Origin of the sequence: Caulobacter sp., from assembly GCF_017744445.1 — a bacterium.
Classification (GTDB): domain Bacteria; phylum Pseudomonadota; class Alphaproteobacteria; order Caulobacterales; family Caulobacteraceae; genus Caulobacter.
The window spans coordinates 189,604-212,162 of sequence record NZ_JAGIBH010000002.1; the positions used below are offsets into that span (position 1 = coordinate 189,604).

A 22,559-nucleotide genomic window follows, 5' to 3' on the forward strand; every position below is an offset into this window, starting at 1 on the left:
AATCTGGGCCCCCGGCTTTCGCCGGGGAAACGGGGTTAGATTGATACCGCCCGAGAGAGGCGGACGGAGGACTCCCCCATGCGCCGTTTCGCGCCGATCCTGCTGGCCGCCCTCGCCGTCTCGCCAGCCTCCGCCCAGTCTCTCCTCAACGGCCTGTTCTCCGACCACGCCATCGTCCAGCGCGACCGGCCCCTGCCCGTGTTCGGCACGGCCAAGCCCGGCGAGACGGTCACCGCATCCTTCGCCGGCCAGACCCTGACCGCCAAGGCCGGCGCCGACGGCGCCTGGCGCGTCGACTTCCCGGCCACGCCCGCCGGTGGTCCCTACCAGATCACCGCCTCCGCCCCCTCGGGCAGCGCCGCCGCCGCCGACGTCCTGGTCGGCGATGTCTGGCTGTGCTCGGGCCAGTCGAACATGGAGATGCAGGTCGGCGCCTCGGGCGACGCCTGGAACCAGATCAACAACGGCGCGGCCAACGACACGATCCGCATGGTCACGGTCGAGAAGGCCGACGGCCGCGCGCCCGCCGCCGACTTCAAGAAGCCGCCGGTCTGGAAGCCCACCAACAAGGACAATGTCGGCGCCTTCTCGGCCGCCTGCTTCTACTTCGCCCGCGAGCTGCAGAAGACGCGCAAGGTTCCGATGGGCCTGGTCCACGCCTCGTGGGGCGGGTCCGGCATCGAGGCCTGGATGACCCCGGCCGCCCTGCGCAAGGTCGGCGGCTATGACGACGCCATCGCCACCCTGGAACTCTCGCTCAAGGACCCCGCCGCCGCCAACCGCCGCTGGGGCGAGACCATCAAGGGCTGGTGGACCGCCAAGCATCCCGGCGCGGCGGCGACCGCTCCCTGGACGGGCGGCGGCGCCTGGACAGCCGCGCCCGACGGCCTGGGCGTCTGGGAGCGCTGGGGCGTGCCGGCCCTGGCCGACTTCAACGGCGTGGTCTGGTTCAAGGCGCAGGTCGAGCTGACCGCCGCCCAGGCCCGACAGACCGCCACCCTCGCCGTCGGCCAAGTCGACGACATGGACACCACCTACCTCAACGGGGTGGGCGTCGGCGCGACCTCGGGCGGCTGGGTCGATCGCGACTATCCGCTGGCGGCCGGCGCGCTAAAGGCGGGCAAGAACACGATCGTGGTCTCGGCCTACGACACCTATGCCAATGGCGGCATGTACGGGGATCCGGCCAAGCGGGCCCTGACCCTGGCCGACGGCACGAAGCTGCCGCTGACCGCCTGGACCTATCAGATCGAGCCTCGGGTCGGTCCCGACCAGCCCCGCGCGCCGTGGGACACCCTGGCCGGCGTCTCGACGCTCTACAACGGCATGCTGGCGCCCATGGGTCCATACGCCTATGCCGGCGTGGCCTGGTACCAGGGCGAGACCAATGTCGGCCGCGACCAGACCTATGCTCCGCTGCTGAACGCCTTCATGGCCGAGCGCCGCCAGGGCCAAGCCGCCGACATTCCGTTCCTGGTGGTGCAGCTGGCCGACTACGGGGCCTTCGCCGAGCAGCCGGGGACCTTCGCCACGGCCGCCCTGCGCGACGCCCAGCGCCGCGCCGTCGTCGCCGATGGCCACGCCGGCCTTGCCGTCACCCACGACATCGGCAATCCCCTGGACATCCATCCGGGCGAGAAGCAGGAGGTCGGCCGGCGTCTCGCCCTGGCCGCCCGCCGCGTCTATGGCGAAGCCGTGACCACGGGTCCGGAGGTCGTCTCGGCCAAGCGCGTCGGCGACACGGTGGTGGTGAGCTTCGCCCAGGTCGGCGGACGTCTCGTCGCGCGGGGCTCGGATCGCGTCATAGGCTTCGAGCTGTGCGACGCGACCTGCCGCTGGGCGGATGGGAAGATCGACGGCAACACGGTGGTGCTGACCGGTGTCGGGACGAAGGTCCGCTTCGCCTGGGCCGACAGCCCGACCTTCAACCTGTTCGACGCGTCGGGCTTGCCGGCGGGGCCGTTCGAAGTTTCGGTTCAGTAGATGCCCTCCACCAATCCTCATCTTCGTTTCCCCGGCGAACGCCGGGGCCCAGATTTATCCGGAGAGACTGGGGTGTTCGCGCCTTTCGCCAACGCCAAGGGCGCACACGCTCGTGGGTTCGATCTGGGCCCCGGCTTTCGCCGGGGAAACGGGATTGGGGTTGCTGCTCTCGCCCTGGCGATTGGGCTTCTTACCACCACCCCGACCTTCGCCGCCGAACCCGCCGCGATCACGCTGACCGCTTCCGCCGACGCCTTCCCGCTGATCGCGGCCGGCAAGACCGCGCGGATCGAGTACGACCAGACCGACTTCCCCGGCGCGATCCGCGCGATCCAGGGCCTGCGCGACGACCTCGCCGCCCTGTCCCGGACCGCCGCCCCCGCCAAGGACGCGCCGGTCGTCATCATCGGCACGATCGGCAAGAGCGCCGCCATCGACGCCCTGGTCGCCTCGGGCAAGCTGGACGTCTCTAAAGTCACCGGCCAGTGGGAAGCCTTCGTCCAGCAGGTGGTCGAGAACCCGCGGCCCGGCGTCGCCCGCGCCCTGGTCATCGCCGGAGCCGACAAGCGCGGCACGATCTTCGGGGCCTATGACCTGTCGGAACGCGCCGGCGTCTCGCCCTGGACCTGGTGGGCCGATGTCCCCGTCCCCAAGCGCACCGACGTCTTCGTCGCCCCCGGCGCCAACGTCCAGAAGCCCTCGGTCAAGTACCGCGGCATCTTCCTGAACGACGAGAACCCGGCCCTGTACGGCTGGGCCAACAAGACCTTCGGCGGCTTCAACCACGCCTTCTACGAGCGGGTGTTCGAGCTGATCCTGCGGATGAAGGGCGACTATCTGTGGCCGGCCATGTGGGGCAAGTCGATCTATGACGACGACCCGATGAGCGCGCCCCTGGCCGACCAGATGGGCGTCGTGCTGGGAACCTCGCACCACGAGCCGATGAGCCGCGCCCACGTCGAGTGGGAGCGCTATGGCCAGGGCCGCTGGGACTACGCCAAGAACTCCGAAAAGCTGCGCCAGTTCTGGCGCGAGGGCGTCACGCGGATGGGCTCAAACGAGAGCCTGGTCACGGTCGGCATGCGCGGCGACGGCGACGAGCCGATGAGCGAAGGCACGGCCACCCAGCTCCTGGAAACCATCGTCGCCGACCAGCGCAAGATCATCGGCGAGGTGACCGGCAAGGACCCCGCCAAGACCCCTCAGGTCTGGGCGCTCTACAAGGAGGTCCAGGACTATTACGACGCCGGCATGCGGGTCCCCGACGACGTCACCCTGCTGTTCGCCGACGACAACTGGGGCAACATCCGCCGCCTGCCGGAACTGGGGAAGACGCGCCCCGGCGGCTACGGGGTCTACTACCACTTCGACTATGTGGGAGGTCCCCGGAACTACAAGTGGTTGAACACCAACCAGATCGAGCGCACCTGGGAGCAGATGAAGCTGGCGTCCGACTACGGGGCCAACCAGCTATGGATCGTCAATGTCGGCGACCTGAAGCCCATGGAGCTGCCGACCGAGTTCTTCCTGGACTATGCCTGGAACCCGGACGCGATCCCGCTGGAGAAACTGCCGGCCTACACGAAAGGCTGGGCGGCCCAGCAGTTCGGGCCCGACCACGCCACCGAGATCGCCGCGCTGCTGGACGGTTACACCAAGCTGAACGCCCGCCGTAAGCCCGAACTGATCAATGAGGCGACCTTCAGCCTCGTGAACTTCCGCGAAGCCGAGCGGGTCGAGGCCGAGTGGACGGATCTCGAGAAACGCGCCGACGCCCTGCGCGCGGTGATCCCCCAGGCCCAGGATAGCGCCTTCTTCCAGCTGGTCTGGTTCCCGATCAAGGCCAGCGCCAACTTCAACCGGCTGTATATCGCCACGGGCCGCAACCGGCTCTATGCCAGCCAGGGCCGGATGGCCGCCAAGGCCCAGGCGACTCTGGTGCAGAACCTGTTCGACCGCGACGCCGACCTGACCCGCCAGCACGACGCCATCAACGGCGGCAAGTGGGTCCACATGATGGACCAGACCCACATCGGCTATACGGGCTGGCAGCAGCCGGATGCGAACATCATCCCCAAGACGCAGATCGCTGACCCGACCGGCGGCTGGGGCGTGGCGCTGGAAGGCGGCGGTGAAACCTTGCCGTCCCTGACCCGCTGGGGCCCGCAGAGCCGCTGGATCGACGTCTTCAGCAAGTGGGCGCCGATCAATGTCCGGCCCAGCGTCGACGTCCCGTGGCTGAAGGTCGCCAAGGGCCGGGCCAGCAACACCGGCGACGTGCGGCTGGAGGTCTCGGTCGACTGGGCCAAGGCGCCGAAGGGCGACCACGTCGCCACGATCACCCTGGTCGATGGCGAGACGAAAACGATCCCCGCCCCGATCTCCAACCCCGACCGCAAGCCCGCCAAGGGCGCCTTCGTCGAGGCCGGCGGCCTGACGGCGATCGAGGCCGAGCACTATGCGGCGGCCTCGGGCGGGGTGTGGAAAGTGATCCCGAACCTGGGGCGCACGCTGTCGGGCGTGACCAGCTATCCGACCACTTCCGCCGCGAGCACGCCTGGGAAGGGCGGGGCGTCGCTGGACTACCTCGTGGACTTCGAGAAGGCCGGACCGGTCGACCTGACCGTGCTGGTCTCGCCGACGCTGGACTTCCGGGGCGGCAAGGGCCTGACCTACGCGGTGTCGCTCGACGACGGCGCGCCGGTGGTGGTCAACAGCCAGCCGGATCAGTCCGATAAGGCCTGGAACAAGGCCGTGGCGGACAATGTCCGCTCGCAGACCACGACACTGAACGTGCCCGCGGCCGGTCCGCACAAGGTGCGGCTGTGGCGGGTGGATCCGGGGGTGGTGTTCCAGCGGCTGGTGCTGTCGCGGGGGGCGGTGGCGGAGAGTTATCTCGGGCCGCCGGAGAGTGTGCGGGCCAAGTAAAACCCTCTCTCATAGAGAGAGGGAGGGGCCCACCGCGAAGCGGTGGGAGGGTGAGAGGTTACACTCTCTCCGGACAAAACTCTGACTAAAGGGCGCTGGCGGAACGGTCCGGACTATCCGGCCAATGGCGAAACCTCTCACCCCTCCCACCGCCTTTGCAGCGGGCCCCTCCCCTCTCTCTATGAGAGAGGGTGTCACGTCCCTGTCCCCCTTAAGTAAGAATCCGAAGCTAAGTTTGATCTCGGCGGGGTTCAGCTGCCGCCTCGAAAGACCCATGTTCCGGCCATGGCTGTTCCCCCGCCCCAATTCACCGATGACGAGATCGACCGCTTGGTCGAGACCTTCTACGCGCGCATCCGCCGGCACCACCGCCTGGGGCCGATCTTCGAGAACGCGATCGGCGAGGACGGCTGGCCGCATCACCTGGCGACGCTGAAGGACTTCTGGTCGTCGGTGCTGAACACCACCGGCCGCTACAAGGGCCAGCCGATGATCGTCCACCAGAGCGTGGAAGGCATCACCGAGGGCCTGTTCACGCCCTGGCTGAACCTGTTCCACCAGACCGCCGTCGAGATCTTCGACGCGCCTCGCGCCGCCATCGTCGGCCAGAAGGCCGAGCGCATCGCCGCCAGCCTGAAACTGGGCCTCTTCTTCAAGCCGGGCGCGGTCGCTTGAGCGCGCTCGCGACGGAAGGCTTCGTCCGCTTCGAAGCCGACGAGACCCGCGCCCTGCTCGGCCCCGAGGCCTCAGCCGCATGGACTAGCTTCGCCGACAGCTGGAACGACCTGGGCCTGGACACCTTCATGGCCGACGGCGGTCGTTATCGCCGCCGGCGGTTCGCGGCCTTCTCGGCCCTGCCCGGCGCGGTCGAGCGCAAGCCGCACCAGCCCCACTGGCAGAGCCGCGACTACAACCCGCTGAACGGCGGCGTGCAGCGCTGGTTCGAGCCCGTCACCGACACGATCGCCGAGCACCCGGTGACCCAGGCGGTGATCAAGGCGGGCCTGGACCAGCTCCACCCGCTGTCGCCGGCCTCGGACCAGCCCTGGCACGTCGAACTGCACCAGTTCCGCATCGAGGCCCGCGCGGGCGAGCAGGGCATGCCCACACCCGAGGGCGCGCACCGCGACGGCGTCGACTGGGTGATCGTCATGCTGGTCGACCGCCAGAACGTCGACAGCGGCGTCACCGACATCTTCGCGCCGGACGGGGCGAGCCTGGGCTCGTTCACCTTGGTCGCGCCCGGCGACGCGGTATTCCTGGACGATCACCGCGTGCTGCACGGCGTCACCCCCATACGGCCGCTAGATCCGGCCCAGCCGGCGGTTCGCGATGTGCTGGTCGTGACCTACCGCCGCGAGGCCGTCGGTTAACCAAACACCCGCCAAGGTTGCCGCTGCGACCGCTTGTCGCATGCGGTCTGTGATCACGACGTGCCACGGTGAGGCTCCGCTGCCCCAGGGAAAGAGCGTCCGTCACGCATGTCTCGAGACGACAACGCCTTGCCGTCCTACCCGCCCCTGGAAAGACGCGCCGTCTTCTCCAGCGCGATGGCCGACGCGGTGCCCATCCTGATCGGCTATGTCGACCGCGAGCAGCGCTATCGCTTCGTCAACCGCGCCTATGAACAGTGGTTCGGCATCGACCGCTCGCTGATCGAGGGTCGCACCCTGCTGGAGGTGCTGGGCCACGAAGCCTATGGCCGACTGCGCGGTCACGTGACCCGCGCCCTGGCCGGCGAGAGCGTCACCTTCGAGGGCGAGGTCAGCTACCAGGCCGGCGCCCGCTATATCGAGGCGCAGTACGTGCCCGACATCGCCCGCAACGGCGAGATCCCCGGCTACTACGTGCTGGTCACCGACATCTCCGAGCGCCGGCAGCAGGCCGCTGAGCTGGAGCGCATGCTGGTCGGCGAGCGTCGCCGGGCGGCCCTGCTGGACCTCGGCCAGAAGCTGCGCGACGAGACCAATCCCGTCGCCATCGCCCAGCTGGCCGCGCGCATGCTGACCCAGCAGCTGGGCGTCGCCCGCGCCGGCTATGCCGAAATGGACGAGGACGGCGACGTGGCCGACATCGTCGCCGACGACGGCAGCACCCACAGCGGCGTGGCGTCGCTGAAGGGCCTGCGCTTCCGCCTCGACGACTTCGGGCCCGACATGAGCGCCGACATGCGCGCCGGCCGGCTGGTGTCCGTCGGCGACGTGGCCCTGGACCCGCGCACCAATTCACCCGAAGCCCTGGACGCCTATGAGGCCATCGGCATCCGCGCCTTCGTCACCGTCTCGCTGATCAAGGCCGGGGCGCTGTCGGCCTATCTGTTCCTGGCCCATGACGGCCCGCACGCCTTTTCCGCCAACGAGACCGCCTTCGTCGCCGATGTCGCCGAGCTGATCTGGACGGCCAGCGAGCGCGCCCGCTCGGACCTGGCCCTCAAGCGCGCCCAGGAGACCGAACGCCTGCTGATCCGCGAGGTCGACCACCGCGCCAAGAACGTGCTGGCCGTGGTCCAGTCGCTAGCTCAGCTGACCCCGTTCGAGGACAAGGCCCAGTACGTCCAGGCGCTGTCGGGCCGCATCGGCTCGCTGGCCCGCGCCCACAGCCTGCTGTCGACCGCCCGCTGGAGCGGCGTCGACCTGCACGACCTCCTGCGGCTGGAGCTGGATCCCTATGGCATCGACGGCGAGGGCCAGATCGTCATCGACGGCCCCCCGGCCCTGATCGACGCCCAGGCCGCCCAGTCCCTGGCCCTGGTCATCCACGAGCTGGCCACCAACGCCAGCAAGTACGGCGCGCTGTCGCGTCCGCTGGGGCGACTGAACGTCAGCTGGATCTGGGGTGTGGGCGACGTGCTGCGCCTGATCTGGCGCGAGGACGCCGGCGCGCCCGTGGTCGCTCCGGCCCGGCGTGGCTTCGGCTCGACCCTGATCGAGAGCGCCGTCAAACAGGTGGGCGGCCGGGTCGAGCTGACCTGGCGGCCGCAGGGCCTGAAGGTGCGCCTGGACATCCTGAAGGGCGCCCAGGCCCGCGCCACCGAGTCGACGCCAGCCTATCGTCCTGGCCTCTCCGTCGAGGAAAGCCCCGCCCTGCGCGACCAGCGCGTGCTGGTGGTCGAGGACGAGGCCGTGGTGGCCATGGAGCTGACCCGCGTGCTGACCGCCGCCGGCGCCAAGGTCGTGGGGCCGGTCGGCACGATCGAGGAGGCGCTGCATTTGCTGGACGACCAGCCGATCGACCGCGCCCTGCTGGACGTCAATCTGGGCGGCCGACTGATCACCCCGGTGGCCCTGGCGCTCAGCCGCCGCCGTATCCCGTTCGTCTACCTGACCGGCTACCAGGAGCCCGACGTCGACGACGGTCCGGTCCTGCGCAAGCCCGTGGCGCCCAGCGCCCTCCTGGGAGCGCTGGCGAGAGGCGCACTGGTCCCCGCGCAGTAACCCACCGTCGCCTTCCTAGGCCTTGTGCCTAGGACCCATCTGTCCGCCGGCCTTGCGCACGAGCGCTTGCTCGCCCTCCCCGCATTCCCTGCTTAGCGTCCCTGCCAGCTGAACCATGGGTCCTAGGCACAAGGCCTAGGAAGGCAGCTGTTGGGATAGTTCCTACCCACAGCGCGTGTTGTGGCTTGAAATTGCAATTCGTTCTCAAGTAAGGACGAGCCTTCCAACGCCAAGGTTCGTCAGTACGCCGTGAAATCCGCCGCCGACCAGCATCGCCGCTCTTTCTGGCTGAAGCAGCTGCACCAGTGGCACTGGATCAGTGCGGCGGTGTCGCTGATCGGCATGCTGCTGTTCGCCATCACCGGCATCACCCTGAACCACGCCGGCCAGATCGAGGCCAAACCCGTCGTCGTCTCGCGCAAGGCCACCCTGCCCGCCGACCTGCTGGCCGTGCTGGCCAAGGGTCCGGAAGAGGGCAAGCGCCCCCTGCCCGTCCAGCTGGAGCCGTTCCTCGACAAGGCCGTCGGCGCCGACGTCGCGGGCCGCGAGGGCGAATGGTCGGCCGACGAGGTCTATGTCGCCCTGGCCCGTCCGGGCGGCGACGCCTGGGTGTCGATCGACCGCGAGACCGGCGCTGTCGAGCACGAGAAGACCACGCGCGGCGCGGTCAGCCTGCTCAACGACCTGCACAAGGGCCGCAACACCGGCAAGGCCTGGGCCTGGTTCATCGACGTGTTCGCCGCCGCCTGCGTGGTCTTCACCGTCACCGGCCTGATCCTGCTGCAGTTCCACGCCCGCGCCCGGCCGCTGACCTGGCCGCTGGTCGGCCTGGGCCTGGCCGCCCCGCTCATTCTCATCATCCTGTTCGTCCACCTTTAGAGGCAGACCCCGTGAAGCGTCCGATCTCCCTGCTCACCTTTGCTGGCGCCGCTGTCGCCGGCGCTCCGGCCCTCGCCGCCGACCTGAACGTCACCGTCGAGGTGCCGAAGCTGACGGTGGCCGAGTACCACAAGCCCTATGTCGCCATCTGGATCGAGAACGCGGCCGACAGCACCGCCGCCGGCACCCTGGCGGTCTGGTACGACGCCGACTCCAAGGAAGACCACGGGACCAAGTGGCTGAAGGACATGCGCCAGTGGTGGCGCAAGGCCGGCCGCGAGATGAGCTTCCCGGCCGACGGCGTCACCGGCGCCACCCGCGCGCCGGGCCCGCAGACCGTGGTCTTCGGCGGCTCGAAGGGCGCGCTGAAGGCCCTGAAGCCCGGCCAGTACAATCTGGTGGTCGAAGCCGCTCGCGAAGTCGGCGGCCACGAGGCCGTCCGCGTGCCGTTCACCTGGGGCAAGCCGGGTAAAGCCACTGCCAAGGGCGCGACCGAACTGGGCGCCGTCACCGTTTCCGTGAAGTGAGAAAAGCCATGACCTTCAAGAAGCGCCTTCTCGCCGTCGCCGCTGTTGGCGTGGCCCTCGCCCTGCCGATGACCGCCTCGGCCCACCGTGGCTGGATGGTTCCGTCGTTCACCAACCTGTCGGGCGAAGGCGCGTGGGCGACCATCGACGCAGCCGTCTCGAACGAGCTGTTCCACCCCGACCACCGCCCGATGCGCCTGGACGGCGTGCAGGTGCTGGCGCCGGACGGGACGCCGGACAAGATCCAGAACAGCGTCACGGGCCAGCTGCGCTCGGTCTTCGACGTCCAGCTGAGCAAGCCGGGCACCTACAAGATCTTCACCGCCACCAACTCGGTGATGGCCAGCTACACCGAAGGCGGCGTGGTCAAGCGCTTCCGCGGTTCGGCCGAAGACTTCGCCAAGCAGGTCCCGGCCGGCGCCGCCGACCTGAAGGTCATCAAGATGGCCAGCCGCAACGAGACCTTCGTCACGCGCGACAAGCCCAACACCGACGCCCTGAAGCCGACCGGCAAGGGCCTGGAGCTGGTCCCCGTCACCCACCCGACCGACGTGGTGGCGACGGAAGCCGCGACCTTCAAGTTCGTGCTGGATGGCAAGCCGGCCGCCGACCTGGAAGTCACCTTCGCCCCCGGCGGCCACCGCTGGCGCGCCAATCCCGGCGAGATCAAGCTGAAGACCGGCCGCGACGGCGCGGTGAAGTTCACCCTGCCCGAACCCGGCATGTACTGGGTCAACGCCACGGTACGCACGGGTGAGACCGGTCGCGGCGGCGGCATGGGTGGTCCGGGTGGCGGCGCTCCGCCGGCGCCGGGCGCGGCTCCGGCCCCTGCGCAACCGCTCGCCGGCAACGGCCAGAGCGCCAGCTACACCGCCGTGATCGAAGCTCAACGGCCGTAAAGCCGTTCTCCTCCCTCGCGTAGCGGGGGAGGTGGCGCGGCGCGAATACGCGCCGTGACGGAGGGGGCGCACCCCACCGTCGACGCCCCCTCCACCGCTTCGCGGTCCCCCTCCCCCGTTTCACGGGGGAGGACGAGATTTCAAATGCCCCGCGTCCTCGTCCCCGCCCTGACCACGCCGCCTGCCCGCCCCGTCGGCGGCAGCGTGCGCGCGTTCGGCGGCGAGACCATGGGCACGACCTGGTCGGTCAAGGCGGTGCTGCCGGCCACGACCGACCTCCCGGCGCTCGAAGCCATGGTCCAGCGCGCGCTCGACGCGGTCGTCGCGCAGATGAGCCCGTGGGAGCCCCTGTCGGACCTCTCGCGCTACAACCGCGCCGCTGCGGGGAGCTGGACCACCCTGCCCGCCGCGACCGCCACGGTCCTGCGCCGCGCGATCGAAGTCGCCGAGCGGACCAACGGCGCCTTCGACCCGACCTTGGGCGCGCTGACCGATCTCTGGGGCTTTGGCCCCCGCCCCTTCTCCGGCAGCCCGCCGGAAGCGGCCAACATCGCCGCGCGGAGAGACGCCGGCGGCTGGAAGCGCCTGGCCCTCGACGGCGACGCCTTGTTCCAGCCCGGCGGCCTGCGCCTCGACCTGAACGGCATCGCCAAGGGCTTCGGCGTCGACCAGGCCGCCGCCGCCCTCGATCGCGCCAAGGTGACGAGCTACCTCGTGGAGGTTGGCGGCGAGCTGCGCGGCACGGGCGCCAAGCCCGACGGCCAGCCGTGGTGGGTCGAGCTGGAGCGTCCTCCGACGGCGAACGACGCCGAAAAGACCGTCGTCGCCCTGCACGATCTCTCCGTCGCCACCTCGGGCGACTACCGCCGGTTCTTCGATCACGACGGCCGCCGCTATGCCCACACCCTGGACCCGGCCACCGGCGCGCCGACGACCAATCCGACCGTCAGCGTCACGGTCCTCGCGCGGGACTGCATGAGCGCCGACGCCTGGGCCACGGCCCTGACCGTCATGGCCCCCGACGCCGCCCTGGCCTTCGCCGCCGAGCACGACCTGGCGGCGCTGATCGTCAGCCGGGGTCCGGCGGGCCTCGAGGAGCGCCTGTCGCCGGCCCTGCGGGCGATGCTGGACTGATGCTCGACCTTTCCGCTTTCCCGCCCGAGACCCGCCGCCTGATCGAGGCCGGCGCCGTGGCTGGCGTCTACGCCCTGTTCTGCGCGGGCGTCGCCGTCCGCGAGGCCCTGCGCGCCGCCGCCGTCCGCCGCGAGGCCAAGGCCCTGTCGCAAGGCGCCGGCGAGCCCGTGCTGGTCGCCTTCGCCAGCCAGACCGGCTTCGCCGAGGAACTCGCGACCGCCACCGCCAAGGCCCTGTCGGAAGCCGGCGTCCCGGTCACCCTGCGCGAGCTCGGCGCCGTCACCGCCGCCGACCTGACCGGCCGCGCCCTGTTCGTCGTCAGCACCACCGGCGAGGGCGACGCGCCCGACCCGGCCCGCGCCTTCATCCGCGACGTGATGAAGGACGGCGTCGCGCTGCCGGGCCTGCGATACGGCGTGCTGGCCCTTGGCGATTCTACCTATGCCGAGTTCTGCGCCTTCGGCCGCAGTTTGGACGCCTGGCTGGCCCACTCAGGCGCGCAGCCCTTGTTCGATCGCGTCGAGGTCGACGACGGCGATCCCGCCGCGCTGCGTCACTGGCAAGGGCAGCTCTCCCTGCTCACCGGCGTCACCGACGCTCCGGACTGGACCCGCCCCGCCTATGGCCGCTGGACCCTGGCCGAGCGCACCCTGCTGAACCCAGGCAGCCCCGGCGGCGAAGCCTGGCACATCCGCCTGGAACCTAAAGACGCCACGACCTGGCAGGCCGGCGACATCCTTGAAGTCGGCCCGCGCAACGACCCGGAACTCCCGCACCGCGAATATTCGATCGCCTCCCTGCCCAGCGACGGCGCCGTCGAGCTGATCGTCCGCCTGATGACCCGCGCGGACGGCCAGCCGGGCCTGGGCTCGGGCTGGCTGTGCCACTCCGCTGAAGTGGGCCAGACGATCGACGCCCGCGTGCGGACCAACCGCAGCTTCCATGCGCCGGACGCCAGCCGCCCGCTGATCCTGATCGGCTCGGGCACCGGCCTCGCCGGCCTGCGCGCGCACCTGAAGGCCCGCGCGGCCGCCGGCGTGCGCTGGAACTGGCTGGTCTTCGGCGAGCGCACCAGCGCCCACGACTTTTTCCACCGCGCCGAGATCGAGGGCTGGAAGGCCTCGGGCCTCTTGGACCGCGTGGACCTGGCCTTCTCGCGCGACCAGGACAGCCGCATCTACGTCCAGCACCGCCTGCGCGCGGCCGCCGACATCCTGCGCCGCTGGGTGGCCAACGGCGCGGCGATCTATGTCTGCGGCTCGCTGGAGGGGATGTCGCGCGACGTCCATGCCGTGCTGGTCGAAGTGCTGGGGGCGGAGATGGTCGAGCGCCTGGCCGACGAGGGGCGGTACCGGCGGGACGTGTACTGACCAAATAAACTCCGCTCATCCCCGCGAAAGCGGGGACCCAAGCGGCACTGGTCATCAAACGCCGTGCATCACAGTCTTGCTCAGCTTGGGTCCCCGCTTTCGCGGGGATGAGCGGTTTGGGTGAGAACCTCGCGCTCCTCCGGCGTATTCGCCCCCCGCAGCCTTGCCAGCGCACCCTCAGGGACCGGCAGCGCCATCAATCCCGCCCGCTCCACGAACCGCCGCAGCGGCCAGCCAGCCTGTGCATCGGCGGGCAGCGCGGCCGTCTCGACTACCATCGGCACGGGCAGGCCCTCGTAGTAGCCGCCCGCCGCCAGCAACGGCGCCAGATCCTCGACCGTCACGGTCGGCGCATCCACGGCCAGCACCAGCAGCCGCTCGCAGCCCAGCGCTCGCGCCCCCGCCAGCACCCCGCCGACCGGCCCCGCGCCGGCCTCGTCATCGGCAATCCACGGCAAGCCCAGGTCCGCCCCGGCGGTGACCAGGGCCTGCGCCCCCACGGCTCGCGCCAGGGCCGCGACCCGGTCCACCGCCCGCACGCCATCCCAGGCCAGCACAGCCTTGTCGCACCCCATCCGCCGGGAGCCGCCGCCGCACAGAATGATCGCGCCCAGCATGGTCATGCCCGCGTCTTAGCAGGATTTTCGCTTGCTCTTCCAAGCTCTGCCCGAAGCGGTCTAGTGTCCGCCCCGCAAAGGGACGGAAAAAGAATGAGCCAGCCTGCCGAGCGCCAGCGTCGTCGCACGACCCAGAGCGCCACGATCCGTGACGTCGCCGCGCGGGCGGGCGTGTCGCCCATGACCGTGTCGCGGGTCATCAATCGCGAGAGCACGGTCAAGGAAGAGACCCGGGCCCTGGTCGAGAAGGCCATCGCCGATCTCAACTACGCCCCCAACCCCGCCGCCCGCAGCCTGGCCGGCAGCGCGCCCTTCCGCATCGGCCTGCTCTACGACAACCCCTCGACGGGCTATCTCTCGGAGTTCTTGGTAGGGGCCCTGGACGAAAGCAGCCGCACTGGCGCCCAGATCGTCATCGAGAAGTGCGCCGAGCCCGAGCTGGCCGGCGCCACCCTGACCCGCCTGCTCAAGACCGGCGTCGACGGCCTGATCCTGCCGCCGCCGCTGTGCGAGTCGGCCCAGGTCCTGGCCGAGGTCCGCGCCGCCGGCGCCGCCGCCGTGGCCGTCGCGCCCGGCATGGCCAGCACCGACATGGCCACCATCCGCATCGACAACGAGGCGGCCGCCTTCGAGCTGACCCAGCACCTGATCGGCCTGGGCCACAGGCGCTTCGGCTTCATCAAGGGCCACCCGAACCAGACCGTCAGCCAGCAGCGCCTGGACGGCTTCATGGCCGCCCTCAAGGCCGCCAATATCCCCATGGAGGACATCCGGGTCGAGCAGGGCTACTTCACCTATCGTTCCGGCCTGGAAGCGGCCGAGCGCATCCTGGCCGTCGAACCGCGCCCCACCGCCATCTTCGCCGCCAACGACGACATGGCCGCCGCCGCCGCGGGCCTGGCCCACCGCTTGAGCCTGGACGTGCCGGGCGACGTCTCGATCGTCGGCTTCGACGACACCTCGATCGCCGACAATATCTGGCCCGCCCTGACCACCGTCCACCAGCCCATCGCCGCCATGGCTCGCGCCGCCGTCGACCTGGTCCTGGAAGAAATCCGCCGCCACCGCGACGGCGGCGGCGAGCCGAGGCAGCTGATGCACCCGCACACGCTGATCGTGCGGGATTCGTCGGGGCCGGTTAGCGCCGAATAGCTCCCTCTCCCATAGGGAGAGGGTTGGGGTGAGGGGTTACACCCTCAACCGGCGTGCCGGCACGCCGTCTGCTCTCGTAACCTCTCACCCTCCCACCGCTACGCGGTGGGCCCCTCCCTCTCTCTATGAGAGAGGGACAAATAAGATTGGTCAGACAACGTGCTTGCCGTCTCCACATGTTAGCGCTACCAAGCATCTGACGAACGAGCGCCGCCGATAGTCCTCGGCTGCCTTGAGACGCTCGAACAAAGGGGAGACGACGCCGTGGGCGTGAGTGAATTCCTTCCGGAAGACTGGAAAGACGCGACTCTGCTGGGTCGGATCGACTTCGGCGATGGCCCGACGCCCGTGCTGGTGCGCGGCGGCCGTGTCGAGGATGTCTCGAAAATCGCCCCCACCGTCGCCGACCTGATGAACGCCTTTGGTCCCGGCGCGGCGATCCCGCGCGGCGAGGACAAGGGTCCGCTGGAAGCCCTCGACATCCGCCCCGTCTGGGAAGACGCCGACGGCCAGGCGGCCGTGAAGCTGCTGGCGCCCGTCGACCTGCAGGTGCTGAAGGCCGCCGGCGTGACCTTCGCGGTCTCGACCCTGGAGCGGGTGATCGAGGAGCGCGCGCGCGGCGACGCCGCCGCCGCCCTGAAGATCCGCGAACAGCTGTCGGCCAGCATGGGTGGCGACCTGAAGAGCGTGAACCCGGGCTCGGAGGGCGCCGAGCGCCTGAAGCAGACCCTGATCAAGGACGGCCTGTGGTCGCAGTACCTCGAGGTCGCCATCGGCCCCGACGCCGAGATTTTCACCAAGGGCCCGACCCTGTCGTCGATGGGCTGGGGCGACCATGTCGGCGTCCGCTATGACAGCCACTGGAACAACCCCGAGCCGGAAGTCGTGCTGCTGTGCGACGGCCAGGGCCAGATCCGCGGCGCCTCGCTGGGCAACGACGTCAATCTGCGCGACTTCGAAGGCCGCTCGGCCCTGCTGCTGAGCAAGGCCAAGGACAACAACGCCTCGTGCGCCATCGGTCCGTTCTTCCGCCTCTTCGACGACGCCTTCAGCCTGGACGACGTCCGCTCGGCCGAGGTCACGCTGAAGATCACCGGCCGCGACAACTTCGTGCTGGATGGCCACAGCAACATGAGCCTGATCAGCCGTGATCCTGCCGTGCTCGCGGGCCAGGCGTTCGGCAAGCAGCACCAGTATCCGGACGGCTTCGCCCTGTTCCTGGGCACCATGTTCGCCCCGATCCAGGACCGTGACACCGCCGGCCAGGGCTTTACGCACAAGGTCGGCGACCGCGTCCGCGTCTCGACCGCCAAGCTGGGCGTGCTCGAGAACGAAGTCACCACCTGCGACAAGGCCCAGCCGTGGACGTTCGGCATCTCGGCCCTGATCCGCAACCTGGCCGGCCGCGGCCTCCTCTAATTCGAAAGCAAGCGCGATGACCGATACCCTGCGCCACTACATCGGCGGCGAACGCGTCGCTTCGGACGCCCCGACCCAGAGCCTGAACCCGTCGAACACCAACGACGTCGTCGCCCAGGTGCCGAACGGCGGCTCGGCCGAGGTCGACGCCGCCGTCGACGCCGCCAAGAAGGCCTTCCCCTCGTGGTCGGAAGCCTCGCCGGAAGTCCGCTCGGACCTGCTGGACAAGGTCGGCAGCACGATCATCGCGCGCAGCGCCGACATCGGTAAGCTGTTGGCCCGCGAAGAAGGCAAGACCGTTGCCGAAGGCGTCGGCGAGACCGTCCGCGCCGGCCGCATCTTCAAGTACTTCGCCGGCGAGGCCCTGCGCCGCCACGGCCAGAACCTGGAAAGCACCCGTCCAGGCGTCGAGGTCCAGACCTACCGCCAGGCCGTCGGCGTCTTCGGCCTGGTCACCCCCTGGAACTTCCCGATCGCCATCCCGGCCTGGAAGGCGGCTCCGGCCCTGGCCTTCGGCAACACCGTGGTGATCAAGCCGGCCGGCCCGACCCCGGCCACCGCCAACGTGCTGGCCGACATCATGCAGGAATGCGGCGCTCCGGCGGGCGTGTTCAACATGCTGTTCGGCCGCGGTTCGATGGGCGACGCCCTGATCAAGCACAAGGACGTCGACGGCGTCTCGTTCACTGGCTCGCAAGGCGTGGGCGCGCAAGTCGCGGCCGCCGCCGTGGCCCGCCAGGCCCGCGTGCAGCTGGAGATGGGCGGCAAGAACCCGCTGATCATCCTGGACGACGCCGACCTGGAGCGCGCCGTCGCCATCGCCCTGGACGGCTCGTTCTACGCCACCGGCCAGCGCTGCACCGCCAGCTCGCGCCTGATCGTCCAGGACGGCATCCACGACAAGTTCGTGGCCCTGCTGGCCGAGAAGGTCGCCGCCCTGCGCGTCGGCGACGCTCTGGACCCCAACACCCAGATCGGCCCGGCCGTCTCCGAAGACCAGATGGAGACGTCGTACAAGTACATCGACATCGCCAAGGGGGAAGGCGGCCGCCTGGTCACCGGCGGTGATCGCCTGAAGCTGGACAACCCCGGCTGGTACGTGCAGCCGACCCTGATCGCCGACACCCAAGCCGGCATGCGGATCAACAACGAGGAAGTCTTCGGCCCCGTCGCCTCGACCATCCGCGTCGGGTCGTACGAGGAAGCCCTGGAGATCGCCAACGGCGTCGAGTTCGGCCTGTCGGCCGGCATCGCCACGACCTCGCTGAAATACGCCCGCCACTTCCAGCGCCACGCCAAGGCCGGCATGACCATGGTCAACCTGGCCACGGCCGGCGTCGACTACCACGTGCCGTTCGGCGGCACGAAGAGCTCGAGCTACGGCGCCCGCGAACAGGGCTTCGCGGCGGTCGAGTTCTTCACCCAGACCAAAACCTCCTACTCGTGGTCGTAAGCAGCATGTCGTCAGCCATCTACCCCAGCCTGAAGGGCAAGCGCGTCGTCATCACCGGCGGCGGCTCGGGGATCGGGGCCGGCCTCACCGCCGGCTTCGCGCGCCAGGGCGCGGAAGTGATCTTCCTGGACATCGCCGACGAGGACTCCAAGGCGCTGGAAGCCGAGCTTTCGGGCTCGGCCATTCCGCCGGTCTACAAGCGTTGCGACCTGATGGACCTGGACTCGATCAAGGCGGTCTTCGCCGAGATCGGCGACGTCGACGTGCTGGTCAACAACGCCGGCAATGACGACCGCCACAGCCTGGGCGACGTCACCGGCGCCTATTGGGACGAGCGGATCAACGTCAACCTGCGCCACATGCTGTTCTGCACCCAGGCCGTCGCGCCGGGCATGGCCAAGCGTGGCGGCGGGGCGGTGATCAACTTCGGCTCGATCAGCTGGCACCTGGGTCTGGAGGACCTGGTCCTGTACGAAACCGCCAAGGCCGGCATCGAGGGCATGACCCGCGCCCTGGCCCGAGAGCTGGGCCCCGACGACATCCGCGTCACCTGCGTGGTGCCGGGCAACGTCAAGACCAAGCGCCAGGAGAAGTGGTACACGCCGGAAGGCGAGGCCGAGATCGTCAAGGCCCAGTGCCTGAAGGGCCGCATCGTGCCCGACAACGTCGCCTCGCTGGTGCTGTTCCTGGCTTCCGACGACGCCTCGCTGTGCACCGGCCACGAGTACTGGATCGACGCGGGCTGGCGGTAACCGGAGAGGCCGTTCGACCAAAGGGGGACTTCCCTGGAAGCCCTCCCCGTCCTATCGAACGGCCAACACCGGTTTTACGGAGACTATGCGAGTATGAGCGCCGCCACCTGCGTCTGGGATCTGAAGGCCACTCTGGGCGAGGGTCCCATCTGGACCGGCAATGCGCTGTGGTTCGTGGACATCAAGGGCCACAAGATCCACCGCTATGAGCCGGCGACCGGCGACGCCGTCACCATCAACGGCCCCGAGCAGATCACCTTCCTGGCCCCGCTGGCCGTGGGCGGCGGCTTCATCGCCGGCCTGAAGTCGGGTCTCTACAAGTTCAACCAGCTGACCGGCTTCCAGCGGATCATGGAAGTCGAGGATCCGGCGCTGAACAACCGTCCCAACGACGCCACGGTCGACGCTCAGGGCCGCCTGTGGTTCGGCACCATGCACGACGGCGAAGACGTCAAGAGCGGCTCGCTGTACCGCATGGACGCGACCGGCGTGGCGCGGATGGACAAGGACATCTGCATCACCAACGGTCCGTGCGTCTCGCCGGACGGCAAGACCTTCTACCACACCGACACCCTGGAAAAGATCATCTGGGCCTTCGACCTAGCCGAGGACGGCGCGCTGTCGAACAAGCGCGTCTTCGTGCAGATCGCCGTCGGCGACGACGTCTATCCCGACGGTTCGGTGGTCGACGCCGAAGGCTATGTCTGGACGGCCCTGTGGGGCGGCTTCGGCGCCATCCGTTTCTCGCCCACCGGCGAGGCCGTGGCCCGTATCGAGCTGCCCGCCCCGAACGTCACCAAGCCCTGCTTCGGCGGGCCTGACCTGAAAACCCTGTTCTTCACCACCGCCCGCAAGGGCCTGAGCGACGAAACCCTGGCCCAGTATCCGCTGGCCGGCGGTCTGTTCGCGGTTCAGGTCGACGTCGCGGGCCAGCCGCAATACGAGGTTCGCCTTGCCTGATCGCACGCCCCGCCGGTTCCGGTCCCGCGATTGGTTCGATAACCCCGACCATATCGACATGACGGCGCTCTATCTGGAGCGCTTCATGAACTACGGGATCACGCCGGAGGAGCTGCGCAGCGGCAAGCCGATCATCGGCATCGCCCAGACCGGCAGCGACATCTCGCCCTGCAACCGTATCCACCTGGACCTGGTAGCCCGTGTGCGGGATGGCATTCGGGACGCCGGCGGCATCCCCATGGAGTTTCCGGTCCACCCGATCTTCGAGAACTGCCGTCGCCCGACGGCGGCGCTGGACCGGAACCTCTCGTATCTCGGTCTCGTCGAGACCCTGCACGGCTATCCGATCGACGCCGTGGTCCTGACCACCGGCTGCGACAAGACCACCCCGGCCGGCATCATGGCCGCCACCACGGTCAACATCCCGGCCATCGTCCTCTCCGGCGGTCCGATGCTGGACGGCTGGCACGAGAACGAGCTGGTCGGCTCGGGCACCGTGATCTGGCGCTCGCGCCGCAAGCTGGCGGCCGGTGAGATCACCGAGGCCGAATTCATCGAGCGCGCCGCCTCCTCGGCCCCCTCGGCCGGCCACTGCAACACCATGGGCACGGCCTCGACCATGAACGCGGTCGCTGAGGCCCTAGGCCTGTCGCTGACCGGCTGCGCGGCCATCCCCGCCCCGTACCGTGAGCGCGGCCAGATGGCCTATCGCACGGGCCAGCGGATCGTCGACCTGGCCTATGAGGACATCAAGCCCAAGGACATCCTGACCAAGAAGGCCTTCGAGAACGCCATCGCCCTGGTGGCGGCGGCCGGCGGTTCGACCAACGCCCAGCCGCACATCGCGGCCATGGCCCGCCACGCCGGCCTGGAGGTCACCGCCGACGACTGGCGCGCGGCCTACGACATCCCGCTGATCGTCAACATGCAGCCGGCCGGCAAGTATCTGGGCGAGCGCTTCCATCGCGCTGGCGGTGCTCCCGCCGTGCTGTGGGAACTGCTGCAGCAGGGCCGCCTGCACGGCGACGTGCTGACGGTGACCGGCAAGACGATGGCCGAGAACCTGGAAGGCCGCGAGACCAGCGACCGCGAGGTGATCTTCCCCTACGCCCAGCCCCTGGCCGAGAAGGCCGGCTTCCTGGTGCTGAAGGGCAACCTGTTCGACTTCGCGATCATGAAGGCCAGCGTCATCGGCGCCGACTTCCGCGAGCGCTACCTGTCCCAGCCGGGCCACGAGGGCGTGTTCGAGGCCCGAGCCATCGTGTTCGACGGCTCGGACGACTATCATCACCGGATCAACGATCCGGCGCTGAACATCGATGAAAGCTGCATCCTGGTGATCCGCGGCGCTGGTCCGATCGGCTGGCCGGGTTCGGCGGAAGTCGTCAACATGCAGCCGCCGGATCACCTGCTAAAGAAGGGGATCATGAGCCTTCCGACGCTGGGCGACGGCCGTCAGTCGGGCACCGCCGACAGCCCTTCGATCCTGAACGCCTCGCCGGAAAGCGCCGTCGGCGGCGGCCTGTCGTGGCTGCGCACCGGCGACACCATCCGCATCGACATCAACACCGGCCGCTGCGACGCGCTGGTGGACGAGGCGACGATCGCCGAGCGCAAGAAGGAAGGCATCCCGGCCGTGCCGGAGACCATGACCCCCTGGCAGGAAATCTACCGCGCCCACACGGGCCAGCTGGAGACCGGCGGGGTCCTGGAATTCGCCGTGAAGTACCAGGACCTGGCGTCGAAGCTGCCCCGGCATAACCACTAACCTCTTCCCTTCTCCCCTTGCGGGAGAAGGTGGCCCGAAGGGCCGGATGAGGGGTCGATAAACGCAGAACGCCGCGACTGGCCGATGGGCCGGTCGCGGCGTTTCTGTTCGTGCAACCCCTCACCCGAGCGCCTATGGCGGCCACCCTCTCCCGCAAGGGGAGAGGGAAACTCAGTCCTCGGCGAACGACCGCCGCTCGGAATCTATGCCGCTCTGCTCGAGCACGTCGTTGGCGATGGCCAGCACCGACTCCGCGTCCTGCTTCGAGCGCGAGACCAGCACGACCTCGTCGCCGACCGCCACGGCCCAGCGGTCGCCGTAACGGCGGACGGAAAGATTTCGGTTCTGGTCGGACATCCAGCCACTCAAACGCTGAACCCAGGGTCGAGCCCCAATGGGGCCAGAGCATGGCAGCTTGACCGCTTGGCCTGTGGACCGCCTCATGGTGAACGGAGGGGCCCATGACATCGCAGGACTTCGAGGACGGCCTGGCGGCCATGGCAGCGGCCGCGCGGGAAGCGATCGCCTATCGGCGCGGGGTGGCCGCCGCCGAGACGACGCCGGTGGCGACCTATCGCGACATGCTGGCCGCCTTCGACGCGCCTCTGCCCGAGACGTCGGGGGCGCCCGGCGAGATCATCCAGGACCTGATCACCCGCGCTACGCCAGGCATCCGCGCCGCGACCGGACCGCGCTTCTTCGGCTGGGTGATCGGCAATTCGCACCCGACGGGCGTGGCCGCCGACTGGCTGGCCTCGGCCTGGGGTCAGAACGTCGGCAACCTGGTCTCGGCCCCGGCCGCCTCGGCGATCGAGACGGTGGCGGCCAACTGGCTGCTGGAGATCCTGGACCTGCCGCGCCAGGCCTCGGTAGGCTACGTGACCGGCGCGACGGTCGCCAACTTCGTCTGCCTGGCCGCCGCGCGGTCCGAGGTCCTGGCTCGCATCGGCTGGGACGTCGAGGCCGACGGCCTGATCGGCGCTCCCCCCGTGCGGGTGCTGATCGGCGCCGACGCCCATGCCACCGTGTTCTCGGGCCTGAAGTATCTGGGCCTGGGCGCCAGGCGGGTGATCACGGTCGAGACCGACGACCTGGGCCGCATGCTGCCGTCCGCCTTCGAACAGCGCGACCACCGACCGCGACGGCGAGATCACGGTCGCCGCGGTGATTTCGGCCTGGCGTATGGTTAAAGAGGCCCGGAAGTAAACAAGCCTGACCATGTAAAGAAGCTTAAGAATTTCCTAAAAAACCTGCAGTGAATTGTAAAATTCTCTTCTGGGTTGA

General features: G+C 69.3%; 18 protein-coding genes and 4 pseudogenes. 18 read left to right on the forward strand and 4 right to left on the reverse strand.

Annotation, left to right across the window (positions count from 1 at the left end; genetic code table 11):
• The first annotated feature begins 78 nt into the window (after window positions 1–78).
• The 9 genes and pseudogenes from J7528_RS04290 to J7528_RS04330 all read left to right on the forward strand — a co-directional run bounded on the left by J7528_RS04290 (window position 79) and on the right by J7528_RS04330 (window position 10,650).
• On the forward strand, window positions 79–1,983 hold the full coding sequence (locus tag J7528_RS04290) for a sialate O-acetylesterase (protein WP_291871688.1): 1,905 nt from the start codon (window positions 79–81) through the stop codon (window positions 1,981–1,983).
• A 72-nt stretch (window positions 1,984–2,055) separates the two neighbouring features.
• Window positions 2,056–4,911 (forward strand): glycosyl hydrolase 115 family protein, encoded by a 2,856-nt coding sequence (locus J7528_RS04295; protein ID WP_291871690.1) that lies wholly within the window; start codon window positions 2,056–2,058, stop codon window positions 4,909–4,911.
• 285 nt (window positions 4,912–5,196) lie between these two features.
• Window positions 5,197–5,586: a group III truncated hemoglobin gene (locus J7528_RS04300; protein WP_291871692.1), complete on the forward strand. Its 390-nt coding sequence runs from the start codon at window positions 5,197–5,199 to the stop codon at window positions 5,584–5,586.
• Entirely contained in the window at window positions 5,583–6,284 is a 702-nt protein-coding gene (locus J7528_RS04305) for a 2OG-Fe dioxygenase family protein (protein ID WP_291871694.1), read from the forward strand. Before J7528_RS04300 ends, J7528_RS04305 begins: the two co-directional genes overlap by 4 nt.
• 177 nt (window positions 6,285–6,461) lie before the next feature.
• Window positions 6,462–7,301: pseudogene (locus J7528_RS04310) on the forward strand (PAS domain-containing protein); the annotation flags it as partial.
• Between the two features lie 42 nt (window positions 7,302–7,343).
• A pseudogene (locus J7528_RS04315) lies at window positions 7,344–8,345 on the forward strand (HWE histidine kinase domain-containing protein); the annotation flags it as partial.
• A gap of 249 nt (window positions 8,346–8,594) precedes the next feature.
• Window positions 8,595–9,224 carry a PepSY-associated TM helix domain-containing protein gene (locus J7528_RS04320; RefSeq protein WP_291871696.1) on the forward strand — a complete coding sequence of 210 codons (630 nt, stop codon included), beginning with the start codon at window positions 8,595–8,597 and terminating at the stop codon, window positions 9,222–9,224.
• A gap of 11 nt (window positions 9,225–9,235) precedes the next feature.
• Entirely contained in the window at window positions 9,236–9,751 is a 516-nt protein-coding gene (locus tag J7528_RS04325; RefSeq protein ID WP_291871698.1) for a DUF2271 domain-containing protein, read from the forward strand.
• The gene (locus J7528_RS04330; protein ID WP_291871700.1) at window positions 9,748–10,650 is read left to right on the forward strand and encodes a DUF4198 domain-containing protein; all 903 of its coding nucleotides are present in this window, start codon (window positions 9,748–9,750) and stop codon (window positions 10,648–10,650) included. Before J7528_RS04325 ends, J7528_RS04330 begins: the two co-directional genes overlap by 4 nt.
• A gap of 1 nt (window position 10,651) precedes the next feature.
• Here the strand turns inward: J7528_RS04330 and J7528_RS04335 are convergent.
• Window positions 10,652–10,784, reverse strand: a pseudogene (locus J7528_RS04335) (hypothetical protein); the annotation flags it as partial.
• Window positions 10,785–10,794: 10 nt separating this feature from the next.
• Here J7528_RS04335 and J7528_RS04340 point away from each other — a divergent pair.
• A complete protein-coding gene (locus J7528_RS04340) occupies window positions 10,795–11,784 on the forward strand; it encodes an FAD:protein FMN transferase (protein WP_291871702.1) in 990 nt (329 codons plus the stop codon).
• Window positions 11,784–13,154: a sulfite reductase subunit alpha gene (locus tag J7528_RS04345; RefSeq protein WP_291871704.1), complete on the forward strand. Its 1,371-nt coding sequence runs from the start codon at window positions 11,784–11,786 to the stop codon at window positions 13,152–13,154. The genes J7528_RS04340 and J7528_RS04345 overlap by 1 nt, the downstream gene beginning before the upstream one ends.
• Window positions 13,155–13,234: 80 nt before the next feature.
• Here the strand turns inward: J7528_RS04345 and J7528_RS04350 are convergent, their stop codons facing one another.
• Window positions 13,235–13,777: a molybdenum cofactor guanylyltransferase gene (locus J7528_RS04350; RefSeq protein ID WP_291871706.1), complete on the reverse strand. Its 543-nt coding sequence runs from the start codon at window positions 13,775–13,777 to the stop codon at window positions 13,235–13,237.
• 87 nt (window positions 13,778–13,864) lie between these two features.
• Here J7528_RS04350 and J7528_RS04355 point away from each other — a divergent pair, with 87 nt between their 5' ends.
• On the forward strand, window positions 13,865–14,923 hold the full coding sequence (locus tag J7528_RS04355; protein ID WP_291871708.1) for a LacI family DNA-binding transcriptional regulator: 1,059 nt from the start codon (window positions 13,865–13,867) through the stop codon (window positions 14,921–14,923).
• On the opposite strand, the pseudogene J7528_RS04360 reads toward J7528_RS04355, so the two are convergent.
• Window positions 14,910–15,044: pseudogene (locus J7528_RS04360) on the reverse strand (hypothetical protein); the annotation flags it as partial. The gene J7528_RS04355 and the pseudogene J7528_RS04360 overlap by 14 nt on opposite strands.
• 143 nt (window positions 15,045–15,187) lie before the next feature.
• On the opposite strand from J7528_RS04360, the gene J7528_RS04365 reads away from it, so the two are divergent.
• The 5 genes from J7528_RS04365 to xylD all read left to right on the forward strand — a co-directional run bounded on the left by J7528_RS04365 (window position 15,188) and on the right by xylD (window position 21,275).
• Window positions 15,188–16,342, forward strand: a complete 1,155-nt coding sequence (locus J7528_RS04365) for a fumarylacetoacetate hydrolase family protein (protein ID WP_291871709.1) — start codon at window positions 15,188–15,190, stop codon at window positions 16,340–16,342.
• A gap of 16 nt (window positions 16,343–16,358) precedes the next feature.
• Window positions 16,359–17,795, forward strand: a complete 1,437-nt coding sequence (locus tag J7528_RS04370) for an aldehyde dehydrogenase family protein (protein ID WP_291871711.1) — start codon at window positions 16,359–16,361, stop codon at window positions 17,793–17,795.
• A 5-nt stretch (window positions 17,796–17,800) separates the two neighbouring features.
• Complete coding sequence (gene xylB, locus J7528_RS04375) at window positions 17,801–18,547, forward strand: D-xylose 1-dehydrogenase (RefSeq protein ID WP_291871713.1); 747 nt, start codon at window positions 17,801–17,803, stop codon at window positions 18,545–18,547.
• Between the two features lie 93 nt (window positions 18,548–18,640).
• Window positions 18,641–19,507: an SMP-30/gluconolactonase/LRE family protein gene (locus J7528_RS04380; RefSeq protein ID WP_291871715.1), complete on the forward strand. Its 867-nt coding sequence runs from the start codon at window positions 18,641–18,643 to the stop codon at window positions 19,505–19,507.
• On the forward strand, window positions 19,500–21,275 hold the full coding sequence (gene xylD / locus J7528_RS04385; protein ID WP_291871717.1) for a xylonate dehydratase XylD: 1,776 nt from the start codon (window positions 19,500–19,502) through the stop codon (window positions 21,273–21,275). The genes J7528_RS04380 and xylD overlap by 8 nt, the downstream gene beginning before the upstream one ends.
• Window positions 21,276–21,446: 171 nt before the next feature.
• Here xylD and J7528_RS04390 read toward each other — a convergent pair whose 3' ends face one another.
• Entirely contained in the window at window positions 21,447–21,632 is a 186-nt protein-coding gene (locus tag J7528_RS04390) for a hypothetical protein (RefSeq protein ID WP_291871719.1), read from the reverse strand.
• A gap of 104 nt (window positions 21,633–21,736) precedes the next feature.
• Here J7528_RS04390 and J7528_RS04395 point away from each other — a divergent pair, with 104 nt between their 5' ends.
• On the forward strand, window positions 21,737–22,465 hold the full coding sequence (locus tag J7528_RS04395) for a pyridoxal-dependent decarboxylase (protein ID WP_291871721.1): 729 nt from the start codon (window positions 21,737–21,739) through the stop codon (window positions 22,463–22,465).
• The last annotated feature ends 94 nt before the right edge of the window (window positions 22,466–22,559 follow it).